Origin of the sequence: Pseudorhizobium banfieldiae (assembly GCF_000967425.1) — a bacterium.
GTDB lineage: Bacteria > Pseudomonadota > Alphaproteobacteria > Rhizobiales > Rhizobiaceae > Neorhizobium > Neorhizobium banfieldiae.
Genome location: NZ_FO082820.1, coordinates 2,875,654 through 2,887,963, shown reverse-complemented (window position 1 = coordinate 2,887,963; position 12,310 = coordinate 2,875,654). Strand labels below are relative to the sequence as shown.

Genomic DNA, 12,310 nt, shown 5'->3' with positions numbered 1-12,310 from the left:
TTGGAGACCTAGACCTTGGCACTTTCGCCGGCCTCGCGAAGTTCCACGAAGCGCGTTGTCACGGTGCGCAGGTTGTCGTCGATCCATTTCGCCATGTTCTGCTCCTCCTGCAGGTTCGCCTGGAGGGCGGAGGTCGCTGACGGGAAGCCGCCGAGTTCTGCTACAGTCAAAAGAGACTTGTAGGCAGCAATCTCGTAGTTCTCGAAGGCGAAGTTGGCGAAGGAGTTCTTGACGATCTCGTCGCCCGCGATCGTGTGGCCCATTGCCGCCATCGAGCCGGTGAAGGAAAGCGCCATGTCCTTCATCGAGGAGTGGCTTTCATCCAGTTGCTGAAGCAGTTCTTCGAGACGCGTCATCTGCCCTTCCGTCTCGCGGATATGCTCCTCAAGGCGGCGGGCGACTTCCGGGTAGTTCTCAATTCTCGAAACCTGCGGCTTCATGATCGACAGAGCCTGGTTTTCCATAGCGTGAGCGTTTTTCAGGCCGGTCACGAAGATCTCACGGGTCGCGCTGGTGTCAGCCATGTCATTCTCCAAGATGGGTTGACGTTCCGGGACACGAACCTTGGTGCGCAGCAAAAGTTCCGATCCGGTGCGGGCTTTGCGGCGTAGATTTTCCGTTGTCGCCCGTTTATCCGTTAAGGGGGCGGGTCGCGGGAGCAGTCGCTGATGAGCGGGGGAAGAAAGTGGATTGGCTGGCGCTGAGCGAGGAGGAATGGACGGCCGTCCGCCTGAGCGTGAAGGTTGCGACGGTAGCAGTCGCATGCAGCCTGCCGGCTGGCATCGCCATAGCGTTCCTGCTCGCACGCGGTCGGTTCTGGGGCAAGTCCTTCCTGAACGGGATCGTTCATCTGCCGCTCGTCCTCCCGCCCGTGGTCACGGGATTTCTTCTCCTGGTGACCTTCGGCCGGCAGGGTGCGGTCGGCTCCTTCCTCTATGACTGGTTCGGCATCAGCTTCTCGTTCCGGTGGACGGGAGCAGCGCTTGCCTGCGCGATCATGGGATTCCCACTGATGGTGCGGTCGATCCGCCTGTCCATGGAGGCTGTTGACACGAAGCTGGAGGAGGCGGCAAGCACGCTCGGCGCCCGTCCTGCCTGGGTATTTCTCACAGTCACGCTGCCGCTCGCCGCCCCGGGCATCATTGCCGGCATGATCCTTTCCTTTGCGAAGGCGATGGGAGAGTTCGGGGCCACGATTACTTTCGTGTCAAATATCCCCGAAGAGACACAGACTCTGTCGGCCGCGATCTATACCCTTACGCAGGTGCCGGGGGGTGACGCCGGGGCGATGCGGCTGGCGATGGTCGCGATCGGCATTTCCTTTGCGGCGCTGATGGCATCCGAATGGGTGGCGCGGCTGGTGGGACAGAAAGCTGTCGCGTCATGAAACTGACCGTTAATGTGACGCAGGCTCTCGGAAACTTCCATCTGGACGCGGCCTTCACTGCCGAGGGTGGCGTGACGGCATTGTTCGGCCAATCGGGCTCCGGCAAAACCTCCCTTGTGCGGGCGATTTCGGGCCTCGCGAAACCCCAGTCGGGAAAAGTGCTGTTTGATGAGGAGATCCTGCTGGACACGGAGAAGGATTGCTTTGTGCCGCCGCACCGCAGGCGGTTCGGATATGTGTTTCAGGAGGCAAGGCTCTTCCCGCATCTGAGCGTGCGGCGCAATCTGGGCTTCGGCCAGTGGTTCGCGTCCGCGAGGAAGGATGCGACCGCGTTCGAGCGGGTTGTCGATCTCCTCGGTATCGCATCCTTGCTTGACCGGCCGCCAACTCACCTGTCCGGAGGCGAACGCCAGCGCGTTTCGATCGGACGCGCCTTGCTGTCCTCCCCGCGGCTGCTGCTGATGGACGAGCCGCTTGCTGCCCTTGACGACGACCGCAAGGCGGAGATCCTCCCCTATCTCGGCCGCCTCAGGGATGAAGCGCGGATTCCAATCGTCTATGTCAGCCATTCCGTCACCGAGGTGGGGCAACTAGCCGATCGCGTCGTCATGATGCGAGACGGGCGCGTTGCCGCGATCGGCTCGCCGTCGGAGGTTCTCAAGGGGCACCTTCTATCCGTCCATGAGCGTCGCGATGCAGGTGCCGTCTTGAGCGGGGTTGTCCGCTCGGTAGAGGCCGGTCACGGACTGGCCGTCGTAGCTGCCGGGTTCTTGGAGATCACGGTTTCCGATCCGGCCTTGCATGAAGGCCAATCGGTGCGCCTGCATATCCCGGAACGGGATGTGATGATTGCAACAGAAATGCCGGTCGGGATAAGTGCGCTGAACATTCTCCCTGGAACGATCTACGGATTCGAGGACGATCCTGACGGGTCGGTTCGCGTGGCGATCGCCATTGGTGAAGTGCGGATCTTCGCGCGGATCACCGCCTTCTCCCGTGACCGACTGGGCCTTTCGACTGGTCGACGGGTCTATGCCGTGGTCAAGTCGGTCGCACTCGCGCGCTGACCTTCCGTTGGCAAATGGTTGGAGAACGGAAGACCGTGCTGGCGCAAGCGGCCGGCTTGTGCAAAATCCATCCCCTGAGCTTGGCGGGAGGCCAAGGGAGGTCAGACATGAATTTCACGCTCACCGAGGAGCAGGCTGCCATACGGCAGATGGCTCAGGACTTCACCCGTGAGGAAATTGCGCCGTTTGCCCTGGAATGGGATCGGGAGAAGCATTTTCCCGTAGAAACGATCCGCAATGCGGGTGCGCTTGGGATGGGTGCCATTTATGTTCGCGACGATATCGGAGGCACAGGGCTTGGGCGTGTCGAATCGGCCCTCATCATAGAGGCGCTTGCGTCCGGTTGTCCGGCAGTCGCATCCTATATCTCCATCCACAACATGTGCGCCTGGATGATCGATCGGTTCGGCAACCAGCAGCAGCGGGAGCAATGGCTACCCGGGCTCGTGACCATGGAGAGGCTGGCAAGCTATTGCCTCACCGAGCCGGGGTCCGGATCCGACGCTGCGGCCCTCAAGACACGGGCGGTTCGGGAAGGCGATCATTATGTGGTCTCCGGCCAGAAGCAGTTCATCTCGGGTGCGGGCGCCTCGGATGTCTACGTTGTCATGGTGCGGACCGGAGATGACGGTCCGAAGGACATCTCGACCCTGGTCGTGCCGGCGGATACGCCTGGTCTTTCGTTCGGCGCTGATGAGCGCAAGATGGGCTGGCATGCGCAGCCGACCCGGGCGGTCATTCTCGATGGTGCGCGCGTTCCCGTCGCTAATCGGCTGGGCGAAGAGGGAGACGGGTTCAAGATTGCGATGTCGGGCCTCGATGGCGGGCGCCTCAACATTGCCGCGGCCTCGCTCGGGGGCGCGCAGTCGGCCTTCGACAAGGCGCTTGCCTACATGGGGGAACGACGTGCCTTCGGGCAACCGCTGACGGCTTTCCAGGCACTGCAGTTTTCCCTGGCGGACATGGCCGGCAATCTGGAAATGTGCCGAACTTTCCTCTGGCGCGCCGCCGCTGCCCTGGATGCCAAGGCTCATGATGCGACAACCCTCTGTGCCATGGCGAAACGCCTGGTCACGGACCGGTGCTTCGACGTGGCCAACAACGCGCTTCAACTGCATGGCGGCTATGGCTACCTCGCCGAATACGGGATCGAGAAGATCGTGCGTGACCTGAGGGTGCACCAGATCCTCGAGGGGACGAACGAGATCATGAACGTGATCATTGCACGCTCGCTGATCGGACGTGCATCTTAGAGGCCAGGGCAAGAGAGTTGTGAATCGGCGGCACGCTGCGCCGTCCGCTTACGGAGGAAAGACATGGAAGACCGCGTTGCGTTCATTGGGCTGGGAAACATGGGCGGGCCGATGGCAGCCAATCTCGTGAAGGCAGGGTACCAGGTCACGGGCTTCGATCTGTCGCCGGAATCGTACGAGACCGCCGCGAGGAATGGGATCTTTGTCTCCGCAAGTGCTGTGGAGGCGGTGAAAGAGGCAGGCATCGTCGTCACAATGCTGCCGGCTGGCAAGCATGTGCTGTCGGTCTGGGAAGAGTTGATTGCCGCCGTGGCGCCCGGCACGCTCCTTATCGACTGCTCAACCATCGACGTCGAAAGTGCCAGGCAGGCCCATTCCCTGGCGAAGACCGCAAGTTGCCTCTCGCTCGACGCGCCAGTCTCGGGCGGCACTGGTGGCGCGACTGCCGGCACTTTGACGTTCATGGTCGGTGGAGCGAACGAAGCCTTTACGCGGGGGGAGGCGGTCCTCCAGAAGATGGGCAAACGGATCGTGCATTGCGGCGACGCCGGTGCGGGGCAGGCGGCCAAGATCTGCAACAACATGATCCTCGGCATCACGATGGCAGGGGTCTGCGAGGCATTCGTACTGGGGGAGAAGCTGGGTCTGTCCCACCAGGCACTGTTCGATGTCGCCTCGACCTCGTCAGGCCAATGCTGGTCGATCAACACCTATTGCCCGGTACCGGGCCCGGTGCCCACCTCGCCGGCGAACAACGGCTACAAGCCGGGATTTGCCGCGGCGCTGATGCTGAAGGACCTGAAGCTTTCGCAGGACGCCGCGGGCGCGGCGGGCGCCAAGACGGAAATGGGAGCCCATGCGGCGGAACTCTACGAACGGTTCGCCGCGCTGGGGCACGGGGGCGATGATTTTTCCGGGCTGATCAACTTCCTGCGCGAGGGAAAGTAAGCCGCTCCGCCCGCTCAGTCATCGGCGTAACGCTGCTCGGCCCACGGGTCGCCTCGCATGTGGTAGCCGTTCTGCTCCCAGAAACCGGCGCGATCCGATCCGATGAACTCGATCCGCTTCAGCCACTTCGCGCTTTTCCAGAAATACAGGTGCGGAACCACAAGCCGCACGGGACCTCCGTGTTCGGTCGCCAACGGTTCATTCTGCCAACTGTGGGCGAGGACGGCATCCTCTGCCGCGAAGTCGGCAAGCAGGAGGTTGGTGGTATAGCCATCATAGCTCGTCAGCATGACGGCGGCTGCATCGGCCTTGGGGGCGACCATGTCCATGAGGTCACGAGTGGAGACACCCTTCCAGTCATTGGCATAGCGGGACCAGGTGGTGACGCAGTGAATGTCGGAGCGGCGCTCCGTCTGAGGCAGGGCGAGCAGGGCATTCCAGTCCAGTGAGCGGGGGTTCTCCACGAGGCCTGCAACGTCAAGACGCCATTGTGCCGTCGATACCTCCGGCTGCTCACCGAGATCCAAGACCGGCCAGTTCTTTACCAGGTGCTGCCCAGGCGGGAGCCGTTCGGTCTCGGGGCGCGCGGTCTTGCCAGTCAGGAAGCGGCCTTCGTGTGCCCATGCCCGTTTGCTGCGCGTCAGCTTGCTATCCTCGGGCTGAGTAGGCTCGTCGTCCATGACCTGTCCTTCCGTGGAGATCTCGTCCTTGCCAGAGGCAATAAACTGGTAGATGTGGAGGCCAAATCAATGCCAGTTGCCGCAATCGCCTCTATTCGGATTTACCATGCCTGCCTTCAATCCCCTCGTCGAAAAGCTCGCCCCGCCGCCCGTTCCATCGGTCTTTGCCTGGGGCAGGGCATATGACGGGTCGCGCGGCCCATTGATCGACCTCTCGCAAGCCGTACCGGGCTATCCGCCACATCCCGACATGCTGGCCCTGCTCGGCGAAATGGCCTCTTCGACCGCCTATTGCGGCTATGGCCCAATCGAGGGTGATGCCGATCTGCGGCGAGCCTATGCGGAGCATGTGAGCCAGGTCTATGGTGCGACGCTGGAGCCGTCGAACATCCACGTCACTTCGGGATGCAATGAAGCCTTCGCCAGTGCCGCCATGACCGTCGCCGGCCCCGGCCAGACAGTGCTGATGACCAATCCCTTCTACTTCAATCACGACACGACGCTGGCGATGATGGGCGTCAAAATGCGCACCGTTGCCTGCCGACCGGACGACGGGTTCCTTCCGAAGCCCGATACGATCGCCGCTGCCATCACGCCCGAGGTGCGCGCTCTCGCGCTCGTTTCGCCGAACAATCCGACAGGAGCCGTCTATCCACCCGACCTGCTGCTGGCGATCTTCGAGCTGTGCCGGACAAAGGACATCTGGCTGATTCTCGACGAGACCTACCGCGATTTCCTGCCCGAGGCAGGCCATGCACCCCATGGCCTCTTCGCCCAGGATGACTGGCAGGAGCACCTGATCAGTCTCTACAGCTTCTCGAAGTCTCTCTGCATTCCGGGCCACCGCCTGGGTGCGATCACTGCCGGATCAAAGACGGTGGAGCAGATCGCCAAGGTCATGGACAATCTGCAGATCTGCGCGCCGAGGTCGGCACAGGCCGCGGTTGCGCGGGCCCTGCCAATGCTGGCGGACTGGCGGGAGCGCAACCGGCAGGAAATCGTCCGCCGTGCCGACGCGCTGACGGTAACGATGGCGAAGCTGCCGGAGTGGCGGGTCGATTCGCTCGGCGCCTATTTTGCCTTCGTCCGTCATCCCTTCCCGGGGCTCGGATCGGCTGACGTGGCCGAGCGACTGGCCAGGGAGGCGGGCATCATCTGCATTCCCGGCGCCTATTTCGGCGATGGCCAGGAGGCCTACCTCCGCTTTGCCTTTGCTAATGCGGATGTCGCGACGATCTCCCTGCTGGAAGAACGGCTGCGGGATTTCCGGCCGGCGTAATAGAATGATCCTGTTTCGTTCTCGGATTCCAGCTATATAAGCTTGATCTGGAGAAGGACCGGCCATGGCACAGAGAGCAGGCAGCGCTGATCTTCCGCTTCACGGCGGCCGCGTTCCGCAATGGCTCGGGCAGCGCATGACCCGCCTCGGCGCGCTGATCACCGAGGCCGTGGTCCACCACTACGGCCGCGACGAATTCCTTCGTCGCATGGCGCATCCATTCTGGTTCCAGTCCTTCGGCGCCGTTATGGGCATGGACTGGCATTCCTCCGGCATCACCACGAGCGTGATCGGTGCGCTGAAGCGCGGGCTGACGCCGCGTTCGGCGGAACTCGGCATCCATGTCTGCGGCGGACGAGGACAGCATTCGCGCAAGACACCGGACGAGCTCACGGCAATCGGCGATCGCATCGGGATCGACGGAGCGTCTCTCGCCACCACCAGCCGGCTCGTCGCCAAGGTCGACAGTGCGGCCGTGCAGGATGGCTTCGATCTCTATCTGCACGGGTTCATCGTGACGGACGATGGAAAGTGGGTGGTGGTGCAGCAGGGAATGAACGGCGATCGGCGACAGGCCCGGCGCTATCACTGGCTGTCGGAGGGGCTGGAGAGCTTTCTGGACTCGCCCCATGCGGCGATCGAGGGGCGAGAGCAGGGCCGGATCGTCAACCTGGCCGACCGGCGGGCGGATGCGTCCCGCATGTCGCAACTGGACATGCTTTCAAGCCTCGGGCCGGACCGGATCGTCAGCGAGCTCGTTTCACTCGAGCGGCGCGAAACGCCCCGCGATGTGCCGCAACCGATGCTGCCGCATCTTTTCATGCCCGCCCATCACGATGTCCGCGAGAAGGATGTCAACATGAAGCGTCTTCACAGCACCCTGGCAGCGGCGGCGGACCGTGGCCCCACCGACTTCCAGCAATTGCTGCTCACGCCTGGTGTCGGCGCGCGCACGGTGAACGCGCTTGCCATGGTCGCGGAAGTCGTTCACGGCGCCCCCTGTCGCTTTTCCGACCCTGCGCGTTTCTCGCTTGCTCACGGTGGAAAGGACCGCCACCCGTTTCCCGTTCCGCTCAAGGTCTACGATGAGACGATACGGGTAATGAAGTCCGCGGTCAGCAAGGGCAGGATGGGTCGAGAAGAGGAACTGCAGGCGCTGAAACGGTTGGACGATCAGGCGCGGCGCCTGGAGCAATATGCGACTGGCCCGGATCTCAAGGAAATCGTGGCTGGCGAATTTCGCGATTCTCACGCCCTGGGCGGACGCAGCATCTTCGGGTGGGAAGAGGAACTCGAAGCCCGCGGCTTGAAGAGAGGCTGACGTTTTCGACGGAACCAAGCGAGCGTTTCAGCCTTCTAGGTGCCATGACGATCATCGGTTACCACGCTTCCCACGAGCAGTTTTCCCCGAACCAACTCGTCGTTTGCGTCCAAGCGGCGGAAAATGCCGGCTTCGGAGCCGTCATGTCTTCCGATCACCTGGCGCCCTGGAGCGAGCGGCAGGGACACTCAGGCTTCGTCTGGACCTTCCTCGGTGCCGCCATGCAGGCGACGAAGACGATCCCCTTCGGACTGATTACCGTACCGATGGGCTGGCGATATCATCCGGTGATCACCGCCCAGGCGGCGGCGACCCTCGGAGAACTCTTCCCTGGCCGCTTCCCCTGGATGGCGGTCGGGAGCGGGCAGGCCCTCAGCGAGCACGTGGTCGGGGAGCGCTGGCCGTCCAAGCCCGAGAGGAATGAGCGGCTCCTGGCTGGGGTCGAGATCATCCGGTCGCTGTGGGACGGCAACACGGTAAGTCGCGAGAGCCCCATTCGGGTGGATGAGGCAAGGCTCCACACCTTTCCGCGTAAAGCTCCGAAGGTGATTGCCGGCGCACTTTCCATCGCCACGGCCGAATGGGCGGGAAAATGGGCGGACGGGCTGATCACGATCAACCAGCCGCGAGACAAGCTGGCCCAGATTGTCGAGGCTTTCCGTCGTGGCGGCGGTGAAGGAAAGCCGGCCTATCTTCAGGTTCACGTTTCCTATGCCCCGACCGACGCAGAAGCCCGCGAGAACGCATACGATCAGTGGCGGAGCAACACGCTGCCCGCCGCAGTCGCCGAGACGCTCAGGACGCCGGAGGAGTTCGATGCTGCCTGCGCACGGGTCAGGCCCGAAGATATGGACGAGTTCGTCCGCATCTCGGCCGATCCCTCTCGCCACGTTGCCTGGTTCGAGGAAGACATGGGCATGGGTTTTGAGCAGGTCTACGTCCACAATGTCGGACGCAATCAGTTGCAGTTCATCGATGTCTTCGGTGCACAGGTCATTCCGCGGCTGAAATGACCTGCCTTCGCCGCTCAGGCGGTCGCGCGTCGTCCTTCCGGCGCCACAAGGCGATCGGCAAGATCTGAAATGCGCTTCATGGCGATGAGCAGCGTATCGTCGGGAACCGTGAGGGAGATGCGGAGGAAGCCGTTGGCCTGCTGACCGAACGATCCTCCGGGCATGACCGCGACGCCTTCCTGCTGCAGAAGCTCCCAAGCAAATTGAAGCCCCGTGAGGCCGGTCGCGGAGATGTCGAGAAGGATAAACATTCCTCCTTCCGGCAGCATCGGTCTCACAAGATTGTTGCCGGCGAAAGCCTGAGCTGCAGTCTCCGCGCGCCGGCGGTAGTTCGCACGCATGGTCGGCGCCATGTGGAAGTCCTGCGAAAGCGCGAGCGCCGTCATGTCGGCAATGAAGGGCTGGACGCCAAACAGCATCGTCTCGGAGATGGGAAGCAAGCGTTTGCAGAATTCTGCAGGGCCTGCGGCCCAACCGCTGCGGAAGCCCGGCGCCGCATGAGACTTGGAGATCGACGACACCACGATGGTCCGCTCTGCCAGTTCCGGCATGTCGAATGGCGATGCAAACGGGACGTCATCAAATACTAGTTGCTCATAGACCTCGTCGCAGACGATCCAGAGGTCGTGCTTGCGACAGACTTCCCCGATCGCGTAAATTTCACTGGCCGTCAGTACGGCGCCGGTCGGATTGTGCGGTGTATTGAGGAGCACCACGCGTGAGTTTGGCGTGATAGCTCGTTCGAGGTCCTCGGCCTGCATGTGGAATCGCTTCTCAGGACGAAGCGGAACCATCACCGGATGGGCACCGGTGGAGGCGATCACGCCTTCATAGGTTGCGTAGAGCGGGTCGCCGACGAGTACGTCGTCACCGGTTTCGACCAGGCCCGTCATCACGGCGTAGAGGGCTGTCTGGGTCCCGGGGAAGCAGAGGAAGTTCTCCTCCGTCACGCCGGTGCGGCGCTTTGCATATCTCTCGACCAGCGCCTTCAGTACGGAGGGTTCGCCGCGTCCATTCGAGTAACGGATGCGTCCGGAATGCATGGACCTCGTCGCCTCGTCCAGGAGCGCCTTGTCCGGCGCGACATCCGGTTCGCCAATGGTGAGCTCGATGATATCGGCGCCCTCCTGCTTCATCTGGCGAGCGGTGGTGTGCACCGCCCAGCGGCCGGAACCGAGATCGGCAAGACGGTCTGTTATGGAGGCGTAACGCATTGTGGGTCCTCTATTCATCTTCAAGCCAGAGACAGATCACCCGGTGGAAGCCTCAGCAGCGCCTCCACCGAGACGATGGCTGTCCCGGCAATTTCGTTGTCGTCGAACATGTCCGGCGCGAGCGTCCCTTCGAGCCAGAGGCCGTCGATCAATCCGTTCAGCGCAATCGCGTAGGAGCGGCACTCGGTGGCGCTCACCGTCCGCTTGCGGTCTGCAAAGAAGTCCGAGAGGAGTCTTTCCAGCTCTCCAAGGAAAGCCAGATAGCTCTCGCGATGGATGGCGGCGAATGCGGGATCGAGCGGGATATGGCTGATAAAGGCGGCCCACAGGGACAGCGTCCGGCTGTCGGTCACGGGTGGCGTGACGTTCGCGACGATGAACTGGCGCAGCCGAGTGCGTGGGTCATCTCCTTGAGCCGCCGCCGTTGTGGTCTGCGTGATGCCGTTCATCAATTGCCGGTAGGCAGCCTGCAGCATCTGGTCCTTGGTCATGAAGTAGTGACGGATCAATCCGGGCGTCACACCGGCGCGCGCCGCGATTTGGCGCACCGTTGCGCCCTCTATTCCAGCTTCCGCTATACAGTCGAGCGTTGCTGCTATGAGCTCTTCTCGCCGCTCGCCTTCGCTGGCACGGTGATAACTGCGGCGCGTATTCATGCAAGCCTTGGTCCAGTGAGAGGGAGCATACGATAGGGACACGGTGATATCACTTTCGTGTCCACCTTATCCGCTGTTGTTATACGTTTGGATAATAACCTGCAAGCGCCAAGTCAGCGGCGTCCATTCGCGAGCCGGGTCGCGGCAGGCAGCCGACGCAGGTACAGCATGGCAGCAGCGCCGACGAAGGGTCCGACCGCAAGCACGGAGAAAGTCCATTGCCATCCGCCCAGCAATTCGGCCAGTCTGGGCAGCGCCCAAATCATGCCGATCGTCAGCGCGAAACCCATGCCCATCTGCAGGGAGAGAGCGGTGCCGATGTAATTACGATCGGCAAGTTCGGTGACCGCCGCCGAGAACTGTGCGGAATCGCCGATGATGCTGATCCCCCAGACGACGACCACGATGGCAAGGAGCCATAGCGGTCCGTCATAGACGAAGCCGACGGTCAACGCGCAGAGGCCCGAGGCGATCATCATGCCGGCGGTCGTCGCGGTGCGCCCGATGCGATCCGAAAGCACGCCGCCAGCGAAACAACCGGCTACCCCGAGAGCCACGGTTGCAAAGGTCAGGAGGGATGCATCCTGCGCCGTGCCGTAGTCGCCGGCCTCGAAGGCCGCGGTCAGGTAGGTCAAGAGCCATGCCCACATGGCATAGAGTTCCCACATGTGACCGAGGTAGCCGATATTCACCAGGGCGACATGGCGGTCGCGCAGCACACGGCCGATCTGGCGTGGGTCGAACATAGCCTTGCCGTATGGGAACGGACCTTCTCTCACGCAAAGCAGGAAGAGCACCATGCTTGCGAGGGCGGCGATGGTCGACAGCACGACGACCTGTTGCCAGGCGATTCCGGAGGTCGTGCCACGGAAAAGATGCGGAAGAGCTGACCCGGCCGTTATCGCCCCGATTACGGCGGCGAAGGCAAGGCCTCGGCCGGCCACGAACCACGTGGAGACGAGCTTGAGCGCCGGCGGATAGACACCGGCAAGCGCGAAACCGGTGATGATCCGGCAGAGGATCGCGACGATGGGAGGCGGCTCCAGCAAGAGGGCAGCATTGGCGATGACGGCCAATGTCGCCGATCCGGCCATGAGGCGGTTCATCCTGATCAGGTCCGGCAGATTGAACAGGCTCGCAAGCAAGGCGCCGGTGACGAAGCCGATCTGGACACCATTGGTCAGCCAGGTCGCTTCAGCGGTCGAGAGGTTCCAGGCGCGGGTCAGCTCTGGAGCGATGGCGGTCGCTGAAAACCAGGTCGAGAAGGACAGGACGACCGCACAGCAGAGAAGGGCAAGGGTCGTCCAGCGTTGGCGCGCTTCGCTATCCCGTTGCACCAGTGGTTCTGCGGCCAAGTCCCGTCGCCTCCTTACATGCCGATGCGCCGCATTCCGCGTCCGCTCAAGCTCAGGCGACTGTAACCTGTTTGACGGTGGCGTCCAGCCGCTGCATCCCGCTTGGTGGCAGGTGGTGTCGGCGCGCACCGCGTCGA

General features: G+C 62.6%; 12 protein-coding genes. 7 read left to right on the top strand and 5 right to left on the bottom strand.

The features are described 5' to 3' along the window. Positions 1 to 8: 8 nt before the first annotated feature. Entirely contained in the window at positions 9 to 524 is a 516-nt protein-coding gene (locus NT26_RS14195) for a ferritin-like domain-containing protein (RefSeq protein ID WP_052639599.1), read from the bottom strand. Between the two features lie 161 nt (positions 525 to 685). Here NT26_RS14195 and modB point away from each other — a divergent pair, with 161 nt between their 5' ends. The 4 genes from modB to mmsB all read left to right on the top strand — a co-directional run bounded on the left by modB (position 686) and on the right by mmsB (position 4,655). After that, a complete protein-coding gene (gene modB / locus NT26_RS14190; protein WP_052639597.1) occupies positions 686 to 1,387 on the top strand; it encodes a molybdate ABC transporter permease subunit in 702 nt (233 codons plus the stop codon). Then, entirely contained in the window at positions 1,384 to 2,454 is a 1,071-nt protein-coding gene (gene modC, locus NT26_RS14185; RefSeq protein WP_052639595.1) for a molybdenum ABC transporter ATP-binding protein, read from the top strand. Before modB ends, modC begins: the two co-directional genes overlap by 4 nt. A 107-nt stretch (positions 2,455 to 2,561) precedes the next feature. Beyond that, positions 2,562 to 3,707, top strand: coding sequence for an acyl-CoA dehydrogenase family protein (locus NT26_RS14180; RefSeq protein ID WP_052639594.1), 1,146 nt, complete (start codon positions 2,562 to 2,564; stop codon positions 3,705 to 3,707). 63 nt (positions 3,708 to 3,770) lie between these two features. After that, positions 3,771 to 4,655, top strand: coding sequence for a 3-hydroxyisobutyrate dehydrogenase (mmsB, locus tag NT26_RS14175; protein ID WP_052639593.1), 885 nt, complete (start codon positions 3,771 to 3,773; stop codon positions 4,653 to 4,655). Between the two features lie 14 nt (positions 4,656 to 4,669). Here the strand turns inward: mmsB and NT26_RS14170 are convergent, their stop codons facing one another. Then, positions 4,670 to 5,335, bottom strand: a complete 666-nt coding sequence (locus tag NT26_RS14170) for a sulfite oxidase-like oxidoreductase (protein WP_052639592.1) — start codon at positions 5,333 to 5,335, stop codon at positions 4,670 to 4,672. Between the two features lie 106 nt (positions 5,336 to 5,441). Here NT26_RS14170 and NT26_RS14165 point away from each other — a divergent pair, with 106 nt between their 5' ends. From NT26_RS14165 to NT26_RS14155, 3 genes are all read left to right on the top strand, one after another. Continuing rightward, a complete protein-coding gene (locus NT26_RS14165) occupies positions 5,442 to 6,614 on the top strand; it encodes an aminotransferase (protein WP_052639591.1) in 1,173 nt (390 codons plus the stop codon). A 64-nt stretch (positions 6,615 to 6,678) separates the two neighbouring features. Continuing rightward, complete coding sequence (locus NT26_RS14160; RefSeq protein ID WP_052639590.1) at positions 6,679 to 7,935, top strand: DUF763 domain-containing protein; 1,257 nt, start codon at positions 6,679 to 6,681, stop codon at positions 7,933 to 7,935. Between the two features lie 44 nt (positions 7,936 to 7,979). After that, entirely contained in the window at positions 7,980 to 8,948 is a 969-nt protein-coding gene (locus tag NT26_RS14155; protein WP_052639589.1) for a TIGR03885 family FMN-dependent LLM class oxidoreductase, read from the top strand. A gap of 14 nt (positions 8,949 to 8,962) precedes the next feature. Here the strand turns inward: NT26_RS14155 and NT26_RS14150 are convergent, their stop codons facing one another. The 3 genes from NT26_RS14150 to NT26_RS14140 form a co-directional block, all read right to left on the bottom strand. Beyond that, complete coding sequence (locus NT26_RS14150) at positions 8,963 to 10,162, bottom strand: pyridoxal phosphate-dependent aminotransferase (RefSeq protein WP_052639588.1); 1,200 nt, start codon at positions 10,160 to 10,162, stop codon at positions 8,963 to 8,965. Positions 10,163 to 10,182: 20 nt separating this feature from the next. Beyond that, entirely contained in the window at positions 10,183 to 10,818 is a 636-nt protein-coding gene (locus NT26_RS14145) for a TetR family transcriptional regulator C-terminal domain-containing protein (RefSeq protein ID WP_082077708.1), read from the bottom strand. A gap of 113 nt (positions 10,819 to 10,931) precedes the next feature. Continuing rightward, complete coding sequence (locus NT26_RS14140) at positions 10,932 to 12,173, bottom strand: MFS transporter (protein WP_052639587.1); 1,242 nt, start codon at positions 12,171 to 12,173, stop codon at positions 10,932 to 10,934. Between the last annotated feature and the right edge of the window lie 137 nt (positions 12,174 to 12,310).